Source organism: Paenibacillus lupini (assembly GCF_011761355.1).
Classification (GTDB): domain Bacteria; phylum Bacillota; class Bacilli; order Paenibacillales; family Paenibacillaceae; genus Pristimantibacillus; species Pristimantibacillus lupini.
Window position 1 is genome coordinate 129,290 of the sequence record NZ_JAASRW010000011.1, and the last position, 16,815, is coordinate 146,104.

General features: G+C 46.4%; 17 protein-coding genes. 16 read left to right on the forward strand and 1 reads right to left on the reverse strand.

What is annotated here, in order from left to right:
• Positions 1 to 74: 74 nt before the first annotated feature.
• Entirely contained in the window at positions 75 to 1,358 is a 1,284-nt protein-coding gene (locus FHS17_RS27810; RefSeq protein ID WP_208420602.1) for an MFS transporter, read from the forward strand.
• A 187-nt stretch (positions 1,359 to 1,545) separates the two neighbouring features.
• Entirely contained in the window at positions 1,546 to 2,463 is a 918-nt protein-coding gene (cysK, locus tag FHS17_RS27815) for a cysteine synthase A (RefSeq protein WP_167282305.1), read from the forward strand.
• A gap of 22 nt (positions 2,464 to 2,485) precedes the next feature.
• On the opposite strand, the gene FHS17_RS27820 is transcribed toward cysK, so the two are convergent.
• Positions 2,486 to 3,550: a CotH kinase family protein gene (locus FHS17_RS27820; RefSeq protein WP_167282307.1), complete on the reverse strand. Its 1,065-nt coding sequence runs from the start codon at positions 3,548 to 3,550 to the stop codon at positions 2,486 to 2,488.
• Positions 3,551 to 3,867: 317 nt separating this feature from the next.
• Here FHS17_RS27820 and FHS17_RS27825 point away from each other — a divergent pair, with 317 nt between their 5' ends.
• The 14 genes from FHS17_RS27825 to FHS17_RS27890 all read left to right on the forward strand — a co-directional run bounded on the left by FHS17_RS27825 (position 3,868) and on the right by FHS17_RS27890 (position 16,566).
• Positions 3,868 to 4,656, forward strand: coding sequence for a hypothetical protein (locus tag FHS17_RS27825; protein ID WP_167282309.1), 789 nt, complete (start codon positions 3,868 to 3,870; stop codon positions 4,654 to 4,656).
• Positions 4,657 to 4,733: 77 nt separating this feature from the next.
• Positions 4,734 to 5,399, forward strand: coding sequence for a DUF2642 domain-containing protein (locus tag FHS17_RS27830; RefSeq protein ID WP_167282311.1), 666 nt, complete (start codon positions 4,734 to 4,736; stop codon positions 5,397 to 5,399).
• Positions 5,400 to 5,509: 110 nt separating this feature from the next.
• A complete protein-coding gene (locus FHS17_RS27835; protein WP_167282313.1) occupies positions 5,510 to 6,616 on the forward strand; it encodes an endospore germination permease in 1,107 nt (368 codons plus the stop codon).
• A 13-nt stretch (positions 6,617 to 6,629) separates the two neighbouring features.
• Positions 6,630 to 8,126, forward strand: coding sequence for a spore germination protein (locus FHS17_RS27840; RefSeq protein WP_167282315.1), 1,497 nt, complete (start codon positions 6,630 to 6,632; stop codon positions 8,124 to 8,126).
• Positions 8,127 to 8,152: 26 nt separating this feature from the next.
• Complete coding sequence (locus FHS17_RS27845) at positions 8,153 to 9,295, forward strand: Ger(x)C family spore germination protein (RefSeq protein ID WP_167282317.1); 1,143 nt, start codon at positions 8,153 to 8,155, stop codon at positions 9,293 to 9,295.
• Positions 9,296 to 9,359: 64 nt separating this feature from the next.
• Entirely contained in the window at positions 9,360 to 9,584 is a 225-nt protein-coding gene (locus tag FHS17_RS27850; protein WP_243865575.1) for a hypothetical protein, read from the forward strand.
• A gap of 22 nt (positions 9,585 to 9,606) precedes the next feature.
• Positions 9,607 to 9,987: a spore coat protein gene (locus tag FHS17_RS27855; protein WP_167282321.1), complete on the forward strand. Its 381-nt coding sequence runs from the start codon at positions 9,607 to 9,609 to the stop codon at positions 9,985 to 9,987.
• A gap of 93 nt (positions 9,988 to 10,080) precedes the next feature.
• On the forward strand, positions 10,081 to 10,572 hold the full coding sequence (locus FHS17_RS27860; RefSeq protein ID WP_167282323.1) for an Lrp/AsnC family transcriptional regulator: 492 nt from the start codon (positions 10,081 to 10,083) through the stop codon (positions 10,570 to 10,572).
• Between the two features lie 13 nt (positions 10,573 to 10,585).
• Positions 10,586 to 11,794 carry an aminotransferase class I/II-fold pyridoxal phosphate-dependent enzyme gene (locus FHS17_RS27865; RefSeq protein WP_167282325.1) on the forward strand — a complete coding sequence of 403 codons (1,209 nt, stop codon included), beginning with the start codon at positions 10,586 to 10,588 and terminating at the stop codon, positions 11,792 to 11,794.
• Between the two features lie 129 nt (positions 11,795 to 11,923).
• Positions 11,924 to 12,496: a cob(I)yrinic acid a,c-diamide adenosyltransferase gene (locus FHS17_RS27870; protein WP_167282327.1), complete on the forward strand. Its 573-nt coding sequence runs from the start codon at positions 11,924 to 11,926 to the stop codon at positions 12,494 to 12,496.
• Positions 12,493 to 13,443 carry an RluA family pseudouridine synthase gene (locus FHS17_RS27875; protein WP_167282329.1) on the forward strand — a complete coding sequence of 317 codons (951 nt, stop codon included), beginning with the start codon at positions 12,493 to 12,495 and terminating at the stop codon, positions 13,441 to 13,443. Before FHS17_RS27870 ends, FHS17_RS27875 begins: the two co-directional genes overlap by 4 nt.
• Before the next feature lie 40 nt (positions 13,444 to 13,483).
• A complete protein-coding gene (locus tag FHS17_RS27880) occupies positions 13,484 to 13,846 on the forward strand; it encodes an arsenate reductase family protein (RefSeq protein ID WP_167282331.1) in 363 nt (120 codons plus the stop codon).
• 4 nt (positions 13,847 to 13,850) lie between these two features.
• Entirely contained in the window at positions 13,851 to 15,044 is a 1,194-nt protein-coding gene (locus FHS17_RS27885; protein WP_167282333.1) for an aminotransferase class I/II-fold pyridoxal phosphate-dependent enzyme, read from the forward strand.
• A 664-nt stretch (positions 15,045 to 15,708) separates the two neighbouring features.
• Positions 15,709 to 16,566, forward strand: a complete 858-nt coding sequence (locus FHS17_RS27890) for a 5'-3' exonuclease (RefSeq protein WP_167282334.1) — start codon at positions 15,709 to 15,711, stop codon at positions 16,564 to 16,566.
• The last annotated feature ends 249 nt before the right edge of the window (positions 16,567 to 16,815 follow it).

Sequence of the window (16,815 nt, forward strand, 5' to 3'; positions counted from 1 at the left end):
TTACGAACAAAGAATGACCACAAACAGCCTAGATAAGGCCTAGCGTGTGGCAATTCTTTTTAGGAGGAATCGGATTGAAGCAGAGTCATCATGGCGTTAAGACCGGCGGGCGTCTGAGCGGCGTAGGCCGAAGCGTCACAGGTTCACGCCAAGGCGGGGCACTGGGGTCGCAGGCGATTTTGCTGCTTGCTGTTCAAGGCTTGTTTGGCATCGCAAGTGCGCTGTCTGGAACGTTCATACCGGTCTATCTCTGGAAAGCAAGCCAGTCCTTTATGCTGATCGGTTGGTATACGCTTGGACAATATGTGACAAGTGGTATCGTCTTTTGGCTGGCGGGCAAATGGGTGAAGGAACATCATAAGATGTACAGCCTCCGTCTTGGCATCGTGCTGTCGGGGGCGTTTTATTTTACAGTACTCCTGTTAGGTCAGCAGGCCAAAGTTTACAGTGTTCCGCTTGGCATGTTAAGCGGTATGGCTCTTGGTTTTTATTGGATGGCTTATAATGTAGTTTATTTCGAAATTACGGAGCCGGATAATAGGGACCGTTTCAACGGAATTGCCGGTATACTCGGCGCTTTGTCCGGTATTATCGCCCCATGGGTGTCTGGATACTTAATTACGTCTCTTCAAGGTGAGAGCGGCTATAAGCTTATTTTCACCATATCGCTTGTTGTCTTCGGATTAAGCGTGGTTGGAAGCTTCTGGCTTACCGATCGAGGAGTACAAGGCGAGAAGTACAAATGGACGCTCGGCATTGATCAATTGAAAGAGAAAGGTAATCCATGGCGAAGAATGTTCGGAGCTATAGTGACGCAGGGTGTTCGCGAGGGTGTATTTATGTTCCTTATCGGGCTGGTTATTTACATTGCGACTAAAAACGAAGGCAAGCTGGGTAATTTCTCGCTTGTTACCTCTCTGGTTGCATTGATTAGCTTCTGGTTTGTAGGAAAACGCCTCAAAGCAAGCAATCGAAAAATCGCGATGCTGATTGGTACGATTATGATTGGACTGATCGTTCTCCCGTTGTTCATGAAAGTGAACTATAGTACTCTGCTTATCTTTGGTATCGGCACCTCGTTGTTTATACCGCTGTACATTATTCCGATGACATCACGGGTCTTCGACCTGATCGGCGATTCCGAGGAAAGCGCCAAGAACCGCGAGGAGCTGATCGTCCTCCGCGAAGCCGGCTTAATTATCGGCCGTGTCATCGGCCTAGCCGCTTATCTGATCGTCTTATCCCAGACGCAGACACCAGCGGCAATCGTTACCCTTATGTTCTGTGTTGGTATCGTTCCCATCGCCGGATGGTTCTTCATCCGTCCCTTCTTATCTGCCAACAATAAATTTCGTTAATAATTTTTGAACGCTATTCAAATCGAAGCGCGCAAAGCGAAACTATTAGGAATGAGAAACGAAGTGTTCGCCTTTGTCCCGAATTTCAACCGCAATGCGGTTAGAATTGAAGAAATTCGGGACAACAGCGATCGAATCCTAATAGTTTTGTGTAGCTCGCCTCACGATTTGAACTAAAGGAGAACTTATGCCACGAATTGTTCATTCCATCACCGACCTCATCGGCGATACGCCTGTCATTAAGCTCAATCGGCTTGTAGAAGCGGGAAGCGCAGACGTATGCGTCAAGCTTGAGCGGTTTAATCCAAGTGGCAGCGTGAAGGATCGCGCTGCATCAGCACTTATCCATGCAGCTGAACAAGGCGGACAGATTAAGCCAGGCAGCACCATCATCGAGCCGACCAGCGGTAATACTGGTATTGGGCTTGCGATGAACGCGGCTGCTAAGGGCTATAAATTGATTCTTATCATGCCGGACAATATGTCGGCAGAACGAATCAAGCTGCTTCAGGCTTATGGGGCAGACGTTGTATTGACGCCTGCTGCCGAGAGAATGCCTGGTGCTATCCGTAAAGCATTAGAGCTGCAAGCACAAATTCCCGGCAGCTTTATCCCGAATCAATTCGAGAACCATGCTAACCCGGATATCCATCGTACAACTACAGCAGTAGAGATTTTACGGCAAACCGAAGAACAGCTGGATGCCTTTATTGCTACGGCTGGAACTGGGGGTACTGTTACAGGAACTGGCGAGACGCTTAAAGCGGCCCTTCCTAATTTACATATCGCGGTTGTTGAGCCTGCCGGTTCACCTGTCTTGTCAGGTGGTAAGCCGGGGCCTCATAAACTAGTTGGAACGAGTCCTGGATTTGTACCGGCGATTCTAAATACGAATGTGTATGATGAAATTATTCAGGTATCCGATGAGGATGCGCTTCAAACCATGCGAAGCCTGGCTCGTCTGGAAGGACTCTTACTTGGACCGTCATCCGGTGCTTCCGTATGGGCGGCCATGCAGGTTGCGAAGAGACTTGGTCCGGGCAAGCGAGTATTGTGTATTGCTCCCGATACAGGTGAACGTTATTTGAGTATGGATATATTCTAAGAAGAAACGAGGCCCTTAAAGCTTATTTCCAAGCTTTAAGGGCTTCTTTTATTAAACCTCGCCGTTCGCGTACATAATCAAGAATAAAGGAAGGCTCATCGAGATACGTATCAAAGCTGCTTTTCCTCGTAAAATCTTCCCGAATCGCAGGTGTAATCTCCTTGTACATTCGGTTAATGATGGGATCGATCCGTTCGACAGTAAAGGCTGTTCTTAATAAGTTCAGCAGGATCGCACGATATTTCTGCCGGCAGGAGGCAAAGGTAAACAGCTTGCCGGTTAATTGATTGTAGCCCTGTAAACGTACCAAATCACTGCCGCAAGGCCTTCCGTAGCAGTTCCTTCCCCAGGTTCCTTCGTAATCCCAAGGAATAATACGGTATTTGCGGCTGTTCTTATGTTCGTATAAGGCATAGTTCTGATCGAACCCATCATAGTTGCCGGTAAGAACAGCTCCTGCCAGCCACAATAAATACTGGTTAATATCCAGCCGTTTGGCGGTGTATACGTTTAGTTGTTTGCTTGTCATAGTATTAATATTGCGAATGAATCGGACCAGACGATATTTGGTATTTGTTTCTCCCTTAACGATTTCATACCCTTCAAATAAGGAGTTCTTCTTCTGATTAGAGTTCTGATCGATAAGGCTGAAATCCGCACTGTCATTGACGGCATAAATAATGGAGTTATAGCCTATTCCTCTTTTTTTGAAAAATCGCTGATCAACCGCCTCGATTTCTAAGTATACCCCTTGCGGATAACCGTTAATTTCGACGGATATATGCGTTGTTTCCGGAGAGGGCACGCCAATGGTATTAAAGAATGTAAAAGATAACGCATTGCGGATCATGGAAGGATCATCAAACTCTGCATTCCAGTGCAGTGTTTTTCCTCCATCTAATCTGACCTCGAAGGATTTCTTGTTGTAATTACGCGTATGACCGCCTCGAATGCCGAATGTCGCTGTATAAAGTTTCCCATCTAATTCGATATGAATCGGCTTGAAGGATTTACTCCAAGGGTTATTTTTTAGCTCCTTTAGATCATCCTCGTCAATCTCGATTTTACGAATAGGCAGCGTTGCCACGGGCTTCACCCCTTAGACCGAAGTCAAAGCCTATCGTGGCTGATAGGCTTTTGTGCTTATTTACCCTATTCGGGTATCGGGGCAAGTGACACCATTTACGTCATTATTTTGATTATTTGTACCTTTTGTCCAGATAAATGGTTACTAATCTAGTACCTCTCATATACGGGTTACATATAAATATATTACAAACCGACACCAATGGTAGATGACTAGAAAGCAAACAACAGCAAGATCAGCCTATTAGTGGCAAAAGGTCAATTGGATGGTACGGTTGTAAATCTATTAATGCGAGAATCATCGGAGGGATTTAGCACATGTATGATTGCAATCACTGGCAAGGACAACAATGCCACAAGAGTCACAAAAGTCACAAAAGCCATGTCAGCCCGGGAACAACAACACCAACAAACGGCGGCGACACTCAAATCAGAAACCTGGTAGGCGAGTTGGTGAAAATTAACCGTGGCGGTCCAGAATCTTTGATCGGAAGACTGCTAGCCGTAAAAAGCGATTACCTGGTGCTTTCGACAAAAGAAGGAGTCGTATACGTTGACCTTAGCCATGTCAAAAGCGTAACTGGGCTTGCAGATGGTGGCAAAAGCGCAGGCGGCAGAAGCGGCGGTAGTCATAACACTGATTTCATCAAGGCCGATAACTTTAAAGGCGTAGTCAAAGCCTTACAAAAAGAATTCGTGCAAATTAACTGGGGCGGACCGGAGAAAGTGGAAGGCTTCCTTGCTGAAGTACAAGGCAATACAGCATTATTGGTTGTAAAAAATGAAGTGGTATATATCCTCATTGATCATATCAAAACAATCAAAAAACTTAGCTTCAACAAATCAAATGGCAACAAATCCGGAGGAAACAACAACAACAATCAATCCGGCGGTAACAAAAACAACAACAACAAATCCGGCAATCAAGGACAATCCGGAAACAAATCGGGCAACAAATCGGGCAACAAATCGGGCAACAAATCAGGTGCACAAGCACAAGGTCAATCCGGCAACAAAACAGGCAATAGAACAGCAGCTCAAACACAATCCACTGGCAATAAATCGAATAAAAAATCTGGAGGCGGCAATCGCTCGAAAAAAGGCTAATCGGTTGATGGTGCCAGGCATGAATACCTGTGCCTGGCATCACCTTCAGGTTTGCTTTTGAAAAGGAGGTCGAGCAATTGAAGAACCGTCATCCTCTCTTAGACTCACAGGTTGAACTCGTTATTTCCGGGAAGGCGGGGATAAGAGGGAAAATCATAGATTTTGGACCCGATATTCTAGTACTCTATAATGGCGTTCAGTTTTTCTATATTCCGCTTATTCATATGCAGCAAATGAGAATGGTATATGACGAGGAAGCGAACTACAGCAGCACACCAGAGCTACCCTTTGAACCCTATAATGATTCTATTTCCTTCCGTAAAATCTTATTGAATTCCAAGGGAATGTTCTCTGAAATTTATATTACGGGCAATCAATCTATCCATGGATATGTAACAGCTGTCATGAATGATTTTTTCGTCTTCTATTCTCCAATTTATCATTCCGTCATGATCTCAATGCGTCATCTCAAGTATTTGGTCCCGTATAATGCGAATGTAACGCCATATTCTTTGTCTGCGGAACAATTCCCACTTAAGCCAACTCCATTAACCCTTGCCAGGACTTTCGATCAGCAGCTTCGCAAACATATGGGGCAATTTGTTGTACTCGATCTGGGGGAGAACCCAAGAAAGACAGGTGTTCTCAAAAATGTTGATCTCAATTTGCTCGAACTTGCGGATGCGAGCGGATCATCTGTATTTATCCATTACGACCATGTAAAAACGATTCATCTGCCTTAACAAATGAAGCCCTTTTTGATGGCGATTTGCCAATCTAAGGGCTTATTTAAATGGAGAAAAATATGCATCACTTTCCTTGCTTAGGGGAATGCTGGAAGCGAAGGATGTGAATGTCTGTGCAGCTTGCTTCCAAACCTATCGGGTTATGGCCAATCGTTATGATGACTCTGCTAAGTGTTGGCCTTGTTAATCATGTCATTGTTGTTCCGATGCTTCTCGCTGAAGCCAAGAGAGACGCTTGGCTGTGCATTCCGGTCGCGCTTATTATTGCTCTTCCGATTGCCGCTTTTCCTCTGCAGCGGGTTATGTTCAAGATGAACAGGGTACGCTTTGATGAGTGGCTTAAACAACATGTTCCGGCCTTTTTTGTATGGCTGATTCTTGCCATTATTAATCTTGCTTTGCTGTTTGTTGCCTTTGGTACATTAGTGGATGTTGTTTCCTGGACGTCAAATACTTACTTGCCGGAGACCCCTCAAATTGTAGTCCTTTTTGTCTTTTGCTTTATTTGTATGTTTGCAGCAATGAATGGACTGCGCACCATTACTTATGTTTCTTGTATTTTACTCCCCATCGTTGTTGGATTAGGGGATTTTGTAATGTCGGCTAATATGCCTGTCAAGGACTACCGGTATTTGCTTCCGATGTTTGAAATGGGGTTCTCTCCAATAATAAATGGAGCTCTGCATTCACTAAGTGCCTTTATGGAGCTGTCATTCTTGCTGCTCATTCAGCATGAGATGACGAAGAGCTTTAAAAAATGGCATCTTATTCTTCTGACGGTCATGCTTATGTTGCTTACGATTGGTCCTACAATGGGAGCGATCACTTTGTTTGGGCCAAACGAAGCCAGCCTCATGCGTTACCCGGCTTATTCCCAGTGGAGGCTCGTGAAGATCGGCAAATATTTCGAGCATGTTGATTTTTTTGCGGTTTTTCAATGGCTCTCAGGTGCTCTAGTCCGGATCTCGCTGCCTCTTTATCTGATTCAGATCTATGGCCCGTTCAAGAAGCTGAAGCACAAGTGGATAAGCATGCTTATCACGGTTCTTATCCTGGCGGTTGCAAGTTTTATCGTCCTTATGAAAATGAAGTGGTATATGATTCTGATGCATGCTTATTTCTCGGTTGCCTGGATCATATTTGGCATCCTTTTGCTGCTGCTGTGGGTGCTTTCGTTCCGAAAAGTGAGGAAAACAGCAGATCCAAAAGCTTAAGGGGGTTACAGCTATGAGTCGCGAATTGAATGAGCAAGATCGCAAATGTGATCGTCTGGATATGATTTATGATGAGCTGGCTGGTTCCGGCGATGTCGTCAACCAAACGATTGAGGTCGGCGAAGATCCGAAGCGAGTATTCCGCATTCTCATGTGCAGTGGCATGGTAGATATGCAGACCGTATTTATTGCTTTATTGCCACAGCTGGACAAGCTTGCTGAAAATTTAAATAGAAATACTGGTCAGCCCGAGCATGATGGCGAAGAACATGCTCGGGTTACAATGGAAAATAACCAATCGCACAAAGAGGGCTTTTCGTTTGGCGCACGCCTGTCACTCGATAATGAAAAGGAGACTGCGCATTTCTTCTCTAACCTCTATTCGGGAAGTGTTATCGCCATCGATGAAATTACGCGATCCGTCTATTCCTTTGATATCGCCGGCATCCCGGGCCGCCAGCCGGAAGAATCTACAATGGAGCTGTCTGTTAAAGGACCGCGGGATGGGTTTGTTGAAGGAATAGCTACGAATATTGCGCTGATTCGCAGGAGGCTAAGGACCCCCGACCTCTATGTGGAGTATTTGAAAATCGGGACCGAATCACAGACAGAAGTTTCCATGATGTTCATGAAAAGCAAAGCCAAGACCTCTCTGGTTAAAGAAGCCAGGAAGAGGCTTCACGCTATTCATATCGAAGCGCTGTACAGCTCATCCGAGCTGGAAGAACTCGTATCGGACAGGCCGAACAGCCTGTTCCCGCTGGTTGATTATATTGGTCGTCCTGACTATGTTGTTCAAGCACTTATGCAAGGCAGAGTATGTCTATTGGTAGATGGTAATCCATCTGTCATTATTCTTCCTGGCAATCTGACGCTGTTGATTAAATCGCCAGAGGATGCTCACCTGCCCTATTATTATGTGTCGCTTGAACGGATGCTCCGCATTCTGGGTTTTGTTCTTGCTATTTGTCTTCCAGGCTTTTGGGTCGCATTATCGGCCTATAACACGGATCAAATTCCGTTCACACTGCTGGCAACGGTAACGAACTCCCGGATCGGACTCCCAATGTCTGCAACGATGGAAATGTTTCTAATGATGGGGATGTTCGAGTTATTCCGGGAGGCAGGTGTCAGGCTGCCGAGGCCAGTCGGCCAGACGGTGTCCGTCGTAGGTGGTCTTATTATAGGGGATGCCGCCATCCGGGCAGGCATAACCTCTCCGACTATGCTCGTAGCAGCGGCTGTTGCAGCCGTCTCAACCTTTACGCTGGTAAATCAAACGTTAAGTGGTACAGTGAGCATTTTACGGTTTTTCGTGTTAATTCTTTCTTCGCTATTCGGGATATTTGGTTTCTTCGTCGCTGTGTTTATGATACTGATCTATATGTGTTCGCTCGAGACGTTTAATCAGAACTATATGCAGCCGCTTGCCCCAATCAAATGGAGGGAGCTCATAACGGGACTACTTCAGAAGCCTTGGAAATCCAGAGCTAAAGGTGAGAAACCATGACCGTTTATGCTAGGATACAAAAGGTTGTGAAGACGCTTAAAGTCAGCATTGTGTTGAGTACGATGCTAATAACCGGAGGCTGCTGGGATGAAGTTAATCTGCAGGATGTCACTTACATTTCTGCCATTGGTGTTGACTATGTAGATGAACATTTTGTCGTGTATGCCCAGATGATTTCATTTGGCGTTATTGCCAAGCAGGAGGGGGCGCCGCCTCCTGGCAGCCCGATATGGGTGGGGAAACATGAAGGGGATACTAATCTAGCTGCCATATTCAACCTGATGGATTCATCCCAATACAAGCTGTCTCTTAATCATTTGAAGTCGGTCGTAATTCACGAGCGTGCTTTCAGCGAAATAGAGCAAATTATCGACAGCCTTAACCGGTTGAGTTCTACAAGATTTAATTCGCTTGTATTTGGAACCAAAACAGACATTAATGATTTATTTACGATGGATATGTTATTCAACAAAACACCATTAACGACTCCGCTGTATGCACCACATATCGAAAATAATCAGAATAGTTATGTTGTGCCAATGACGCTTCAGTCTTTAGTACGCGAAGCACTTGAGCCTGCTATGACGGTCAAGCTGCCTTCCCTTTCTCTCCTGCCGGATGACTGGGAGAACAATAAAAAGAGGCTGAATTTCCTAACCATCAACGGAGCGTTTTTATTTAATGAAAAGAAACCTGAAGGCTTCGTAACACGAGAGAAGTCCAAGGGATTAATCTGGACGAGTGAAGGTTTCAAACGGTCGCTCGTACCGATTCGGGTTGATGCTCGAAGAGCTTCTGTTGTCATTGATACGGCCAAATCAAAGGTTAAGGTTAAATGGGAAAACAATAAGCCCCAATTTGTATTAAAGACCAATCTGACGGGACACTTAATTGAAGCATCGAGTGATTTTTCAGATCAGGAGCTTAAATCTCATGTGGAGCAGGTTGTAAAGGCTCAGATGGAAGACACCTATTTGAAGGGGTTAGCCATGAATGCTGATCTTTATGATTTGGAGCATGAGCTTTACCGTCATCACAATAAAGCGTGGAAGCGTCTCGTTCAAGAGGAATGGAAGCCTAGCCCAAATGATTTGACCATCGAGGTGGAATGCCGGATTAAGAAGGAATCGGAGCTTCGCTCGAAAACAGAACTCCAATTGCGTACATAATCCATGGAATTTCCGCCCATAATACGTATGCTTCCATAAAATTGGCATGAAGGAGACGAGACATATGCTTCAAGCTCTAACCGCGAAGGAATTGGAATATATCGCGGATTCGCTATCCAATGAAGATTTGTTAATTAAACAAAATGCCCTGCTTGCATCGCTTGCTATGAACCCACAGTTAAGACAAGCAGGTGCCAGCGAATTACAGACGCATCAGCATCATTATCAAATGCTGATGCAGGCACTGCAGCAGCACCAGCACATGGCGCCTACACAACCGCAGCAGTAATAAGATAGGAGGAATCTAAAACATGTATCAACAACATCATTTACCAGATGAGGATTTAGCGTACACGGTATTATCCGATCTGAAGCGTGTCGTTCGTGAATATGCAACGGCAGCAACGGAATCAAGTTGCCCGGAAGTGCGTCAAATGTTTACTCAATTGCTGAACAGTACTTTGAAGTTGCAAGGAAATCTTTTCACAACGATGCAATCGGCGAATATGTACAACACAGCATCGCCTGCTCTTCGCCAAGAAATCGACAAGCAGACGAAAGAATATCAACAAACGCAGCAAAAAACATCACAATATTTACAGCAGCGTATGGGCGCAGCACAGCCATCGTTCCCGCAATACGGGCAATTTCAACAGCCGCAGCAACAGTCCCATCAGCCTTTCTACAGCTAAAGACCCTTCGGGGTCTTTCGTTTTTTTCTTTGCAGGAACCATTAATTCGTTGTAAAATATTTTAATAACCGCAGTTTTGGAAGGAGTTTGACGATGAACGAACTACAGCTGAAAGTGCTGGAGCTGCTGAAGGAAGACGCGCGCCGTGATGCGGAGCTGATTGCCGCCATGCTGAATGAGCCTGTGGAGAGCGTCAAGCAAGCGATTGCATCCATGGAAGAAGAACATATCATCGTTAAATATGCGACAGTGGTGAACTGGAGCAAGGTTGATGACGAGAAGGTTACGGCATTAATCGAGGTTCAAATTACACCTGAGCGCGGGCGCGGCTTTGAAGGCATTGCCGAGCGCATTTACTTATATCCGGAAGTGAAGTCAGTCTACCTGATGTCCGGAGCTTATGATTTGCTTGTAGAAATCGAAGGCAAAAACTTGAAAGAGGTCGCCTCTTTTGTTTCCAATAAATTATCTCCAATCGACAAAGTGCTGTCGACGAAAACAAACTTTATTTTGAAAAAATACAAACAGGACGGAATTATCTTCGAGGAGCATGAAGGCGACCATCGATTGATGATTTCGCCGTAAAAGGATGATGGCTATGATTAAAGACGAGGTTACATCCAATCATCGCCAATCAATGGCAGAATATTTGTCGCCTCTTGCGCGGAGTATTAAACCGTCAGGTATCCGGCGCTTTTTTGATTTGGTAAGTACTCGTAAAGATGTGATTACGCTTGGCGTCGGCGAGCCGGATTTCGTAACGCCATGGCATGTGCGTGATGCAGCTGTGTATGCACTGGAGAAGGGTAAGACTCAATATACATCCAATGCAGGTATGCCAGAATTGCGTGAAGCGATTGGGCAATATTTAAGTGATTCTTTTGCTGTATCCTATAATCCAGCAAGTGAGATTTTGGTAACGGTCGGAGGCAGTGAAGCGATTGATCTAGCGCTTCGGGCATTGATTAGTCCTGGTGATGAGATTCTGATTCCTGAGCCATGCTATATTTCTTATTCTCCGATTACGACATTAAGCGGCGGCAAAGCAGTGGGTATTGAGACGTTCGCTAAAGATAATTTCAAGCTGAAGGCTGAGTCGCTGCAAGCGGTGATTACGCCAAAATCAAAAGTCCTTATTTTATGTTATCCAAGTAATCCAACCGGCGGCATTATGACGTATGAAGATTGGCTGCCGATTGCTAAGGTTGTTGAGGAAAATGACCTGATTGTGATCTCGGATGAGATTTATGCCGAGCTTACTTATGGCACAAAGCATGTGAGCTTTTCTGCAATGCCAGGCATGAAAGACCGGACGCTGCTTGTGAGCGGCTTCTCCAAAGCTTTCGCGATGACTGGCTGGCGCATGGGCTACGCTTGTGGCCATCAGGATCTAATTGGCGCGATGCTGAAGATTCATCAATATACGGTTATGTGTGCTCCTATTATGGCACAGTATGCGGCTCTTGAAGCGTTAACGCCGCATGGGCTGGAAGAAAAGGATCGGATGATGGAAGCTTATAACCAGCGGAGACGTCTGGTTGTCAAAGGCTTCCGGCAGATTGGTCTTGAATGTCATGAGCCTGAAGGTGCGTTCTATGCCTTCCCGTCAATTACGTCGACAGGACTTACCTCCGAGCAATTCGCTCAGCGTCTGCTGGAGGAGGGCAATGTTGCTGCCGTTCCAGGGGATGTGTTTGGACTCGGCGGAGAAGGACATTTGCGTTGTTCTTATGCGACTTCCGTTGCTCAATTGACTGAGGCGCTTGACCGAATCGGGCATTTTGTTCATAAGCTTAAGCAGGGCTGATACGTGAACATCGATAAGCAGGCAGGGCGCGGCCCTTGCCTGTTTTTTTATGGCTTCAAAGCTTCGAAGGCAAGTTAATTTATGGTATAGTGTAGGGAAATTCCCCTTAGATGAAAGGGCTGATCAGCTATGAAAATATATACACGTACAGGAGATAAAGGACAGACCTCCCTTATTGGCGGGCGCGTAAGCAAGGATGATATCCGGGTAGAAGCTTACGGTACAATCGATGAGCTGAATGCATTCGTTGGGCAGGCAGCAGCGGAAGCAGCAAAGCACGCTGAACTAAAAGACATGGCTGAGCTGCTCGTTGATATTATGCAGGAGCTGTTCGACTGCGGGTCGGATTTGGCGTATGCGAGCCCGGGAGCACCGCTCAAAATGACGGATGAACCTGCGGCAAGACTGGAATTGACGATTGATCAATATACAGAGGAAGCTCCGGAAATTACGAAATTTATTTTGCCGGGAGGAAGCCCTGTGTCGGCCTTGCTGCATGTATGCCGGACCGTATGCCGCCGTGCCGAACGTCGTGTTGTGACGCTTGCAGCCGAGCATCCTGCTAATCCGGAAGTGCAGAAATATTTGAACCGGTTATCGGATTTCTTCTTCGCTGCAGCTAGAGCTGCTAATGCGAAGCTTGGCGTACCGGATACGGAATATGTACGGAGTGCGAATGTGTTCCGCAAGTCGTCGAAATGATGATAGAAGATATTGCAGGCTACTATAAACCGCTGGTCGTAGAGGTCGGAGAGGCGATGGCAGGGAAGGATGTACGGACAGTGCTTGAGCGTAAGCTTGGCGTGTCACGTACGCTTCTCTCGAAGCTTAAGCTCACTGAGTTTGGCATTACCATAAATGGAGTGCGGGCCTATACAACAGCGAAGGTCGCAGCAAGAGACCTTGTTGCGATTCGAATGGAAGAGGAAACCTCGGATGATATTATGCCGCAGGAGATGCCGCTGCGTATTGTGTTCGAGGATGAATATTTATTAATCGTTAATAAGCCGGCGGGTATTGTGGTTCATCCCACACACGGGCATTACACCGGTACACTTGCAAATGGGATCGTACAGCATTGGCAGGCTCGCGGCGAGAAGGTAAGGTTTCGGCCGGTGCACCGGCTTGATGAAGATACATCAGGTCTTGTAGCGATTGCGAAAAATCCATACATCCATCAGCAACTGTCAGAACAGCTTCAAGCGGGAACAATTATGAAACTATACTGCGCGTATGTGTATGGAAGTCCAGATCCGGCAGATGGTACGGTTGATGCTCCAATCGACAGGGATCCGGATGAGCCGCATGTCCGTATTGTAACGCCGGAAGGATATCCTTCTGTAACGCATTATAAGACGGCGTTGGTGTTTGGCGAAGATGCGGCGGCGAAGGTACGCCTTAAGCTTGAGACAGGACGGACACATCAGATCCGAGTTCATATGAAGCATATCGGGTGTCCGCTTATTGGCGATCAAATGTACGGACCAAAGACTAGTGGGAATCAGCTCTGGGAGAACACGGCTGGCCGGCAAGCACTCCATGCGGAGACACTGGGACTGACTCATCCGATGACGAAGCAATGGATGGAGTGGACGGCAGATTTGCCGCCGGAGTTTGTTGCGTTAGAACAGGTTCTTAATGAAGCTTGAAAAGCTTGTAAGCAGTATATAGGAGGTAGAATGAATACAGATGAGCAAGTTGACTATTTATCAATATCCGAAATGTGGTACATGCCGTACAGCAGTTAAATCGCTGCAGGCGAAAGGTAATGAGCTTGAACTGAAACATATCGTAGAGGAAACGCCAACGGCTGCTGAATTAAAAGTGCTGGTGAAGAACAGCGGACTTGAGCTGAAAAAGTTCTTCAACACATCGGGTGATGTGTACAAATCACTTGGGCTGAAGGACAAGCTTGGCGCGATGAGTGAAGAAGAGCAGCTGGAGCTGCTAGCTTCAAGCGGTATGCTGATTAAGCGGCCAATCGTGACAGACGGCAAAAAAGTGACGGTTGGCTATAAGGAAGAACAATACGAGCAAGTATGGAATGGGTGAGCGCATGAAAAAATCGTGGCGTTCTGATCGTTTGTCACAGCTTGGTTCGTCTATCTTTGCCGAGGTCGCAGAGTGGAGAAAGCAAGCGGCCAGCAATGGCAGGGATATTATTAATCTTGGCATCGGCAGCCCGGATAAACCGCCTACGGAGGCGGTAAGAAAAGCGCTTAGCGAAGCGGCACTCCGTACAGATGCGTATTCCTATCCAGGAACGCACGGCAGTGCGGCTTTCCGTGGTCAGGCAGCTGCGTGGATGGATTATCGTTTTGGAGTAAAGCTTGATCCTGATCACGAGCTTGTTTCCTTGATGGGATCGCAGGACGGATTATCTCATCTAGCGATGTCACTATGTAATCCGGGAGATGTTGTAATTGTCCCTAACCCTGGTTATCCCATCTATACGGCTGCATTAGCATTAGCTGGTGTAGAGCCGTATTTGCTGCCGCTTAAGGAAGAAAATCAGTTCCTTCCGGATCTGGATTCAGTACCGGATGATGTGTGGCAGCGTGCAAAATTTATTTTACTGAACTATCCGGGTAATCCGGTATCGGCAGTTGTCGATTTGGCGTTCTTCGAACGTTTACTGGCGAAGGCCAAAGAATACGGCGTACTGGTCGTGCATGATGCCGCGTATTCGGAGATGGCCTTCGACGGACATGAGCCGCCAAGTATCCTTGTCGTACCAGGTGCTCTTGAAGGGGCAGTGGAATTCCACTCCTTGTCCAAAAGCTTCAATATGGCTGGCTGTCGGATCGGCTTTCTCGCAGGCAACCGAGAAGCAGTTGGAGCGCTGCGTGAGTTGAAAGAAAATATCGATTATGGCGTATTTGGCGCTGTGCAGGAAGCGGGCGTCATCGCTTTGCAGGAAGCCATGTCTGCTTCTGCGCCGCCTAAAGCCGGCGTATTATATGAGAAGCGGCGGGATTCTTTTATCGAGGCATTAGCAGCAGCCGGCTGGATTGTCGAGAAGCCAAAAGCGACAATGTTCATTTGGGCGAAGCTTCCGAAACGCAGCAGCGGTGAGGCATGGACTTCACGTGCTTTTGCTCAAGAGCTTCTGGCGCAAACAGGCGTAGTCGTTATTCCAGGCGAGGCGTTTGGGAGCGAAGGCGAAGGTTTTGTGCGAATTGCTTTGGTCGAAGACGAAGCAAGGTTGCTTGTGGCTGCTAGACGCATAGGAGAATTTCTTGGTTGCTAGGCACATTCACTGCGCAAGCCAATACTCTTCCGATCGCCATTGTTCCCGAATTTCTTCATTATAATCCGCTTTAGCGGATGAAATTCGGGAACAAAAGCGAACGCAGGGCTTCTCCAGAGTATTGGCTTGCTTCGCTTCGCGCAGCAATTCTTATAGGGACAGTGGCTCATCACTCAATTCCCGAGTGATGGAGTTTTCTTTATATGTCATCACTTGGAATATGAGTGATGGATCTTTAATAGTTAGTCATCACTCGGGAATTGAGTGATGGTATACGGCCCTATGCCAGGACAGGGTTTGGGTTTATCTTAATGCAAGGCAGCGACATTAGTGGCGTGGGAGTGGAGAACGGAGCGAGTGAATGTTCTCTTGAGGAGGGAGCCATGAGCGGAGTAAGGGAATGTTCTTGAAGAAGCGGAGCGTTCGCCTTTGTGTCCGGATTCGGACCACGATCCGATTGTTCAAAGAATCCGGACACAACAGCGATCGAAAGAATATTCCCTTATGCAGTGAAAACAGCGACTCTCTCAAAGTAGATTCACTTGCGCAGTGACCACAGCGAGCGACCGCAACCACTAAGCGATAATGCCAGCTTTTGCATTACAATGAACACCAAAACTACTGTACAATAAAGTTATATTATGTGTAGAGGATGGCTTCTTATATGAATGAAAATAAAATACTGATTGTGGACGGGATGGCTTTGCTGTTCAGAGCTTATTTCGCGCAGCAATACAGTGCTAGACGGCTGGCTGATGGAACGCCAACGAACGCGATTTATGGCTTTTTGCAATACTTATTTGATGCTGTGAACCAGTTCCAGCCGACCCATGTGGCTTGCTGTTGGGATATGGGCAGCAAGACATTCCGCACCGAGATGTACACTAATTATAAAGCAAATCGGCCGGAAGCTCCGGAAGATTTGATCCCACAATTTTCGCTCGTCAAAGATATCGTTGCCGCGCTCAACATTCCGAATATCGGACTGGAAGGCTACGAAGCAGATGACTGCATCGGTACAGTATCGAAACAGCTAAGCCAAATGGCGCATGTTTACATCCTTACAGGTGATCAAGATATGTTGCAGCTGGTAGAAGAACGTATCCATGTTGTCATTATGAAAAAAGGCAGAGGCAATTATGCGGTCTACGATCTAGATTTCCTCAAAGAAGATAAAGGTATCCATCCTTTCCAAGTGGTTGAGATGAAAGGCCTGACTGGCGACACAAGTGATAACTATCCAGGTGTTAATGGGATCGGCGAAAAGACAGCCTTGAAGCTTCTTCAAGAGTTTGAATCGATCGATGGCATCCTTAGCAATTTAGATGGTATCTCCAAAAGCATTAAAGCGAAGATCGAAGCCGATTTGGAAATGCTTCATCTGTCCCGTACGCTTGCGCGTATCAATATTGAAGTTCCGGTTGCTTGCAGCCTGGAGGAATGCTTATGGAGTGTTCCGACTGAAGCAGAAGTCGTGTTTGAAAAATATCGACTGGCCTCATTACTAAAATTGATCGTTTAATCCCAAGGCAGCTGCCATTCGCAGCTGCTTTTTATTTTTACCAAAAAATACTAAGTTTTTGCCGTTGAGAGAGGAAACTGGAAGGAAATGTCGAAATAGTAGCCGAGACCTACAATGGCTAAAAATAAGCAACTTCTTGAGTCAGCTTTCCCTTAATAAAGGGCAGGCGTTTTAAGAAGGATTTTGGCGTGAAATCCGGCAGAGTTGCGATCAATAGGGGGAAGACGAACAGTACGGGGAAAAGGTCAT

Coding starts and splice junctions, on each gene's coding strand:
- cysK (WP_167282305.1), top strand. CDS start 1,546: ATGCCACGAATTGTTCATTCCATCACCGACCTCATCGGCGATACGCCT.
- FHS17_RS27890 (WP_167282334.1), top strand. CDS start 15,709: ATGAATGAAAATAAAATACTGATTGTGGACGGGATGGCTTTGCTGTTC.
- FHS17_RS27880 (WP_167282331.1), top strand. CDS start 13,484: ATGAGCAAGTTGACTATTTATCAATATCCGAAATGTGGTACATGCCGT.
- FHS17_RS27885 (WP_167282333.1), top strand. CDS start 13,851: ATGAAAAAATCGTGGCGTTCTGATCGTTTGTCACAGCTTGGTTCGTCT.
- FHS17_RS27840 (WP_167282315.1), top strand. CDS start 6,630: ATGAGTCGCGAATTGAATGAGCAAGATCGCAAATGTGATCGTCTGGAT.
- FHS17_RS27865 (WP_167282325.1), top strand. CDS start 10,586: ATGATTAAAGACGAGGTTACATCCAATCATCGCCAATCAATGGCAGAA.
- FHS17_RS27875 (WP_167282329.1), top strand. CDS start 12,493: ATGATGATAGAAGATATTGCAGGCTACTATAAACCGCTGGTCGTAGAG.
- FHS17_RS27860 (WP_167282323.1), top strand. CDS start 10,081: ATGAACGAACTACAGCTGAAAGTGCTGGAGCTGCTGAAGGAAGACGCG.
- FHS17_RS27855 (WP_167282321.1), top strand. CDS start 9,607: ATGTATCAACAACATCATTTACCAGATGAGGATTTAGCGTACACGGTA.
- FHS17_RS27850 (WP_243865575.1), top strand. CDS start 9,360: ATGCTTCAAGCTCTAACCGCGAAGGAATTGGAATATATCGCGGATTCG.
- FHS17_RS27825 (WP_167282309.1), top strand. CDS start 3,868: ATGTATGATTGCAATCACTGGCAAGGACAACAATGCCACAAGAGTCAC.
- FHS17_RS27835 (WP_167282313.1), top strand. CDS start 5,510: ATGTCTGTGCAGCTTGCTTCCAAACCTATCGGGTTATGGCCAATCGTT.
- FHS17_RS27870 (WP_167282327.1), top strand. CDS start 11,924: ATGAAAATATATACACGTACAGGAGATAAAGGACAGACCTCCCTTATT.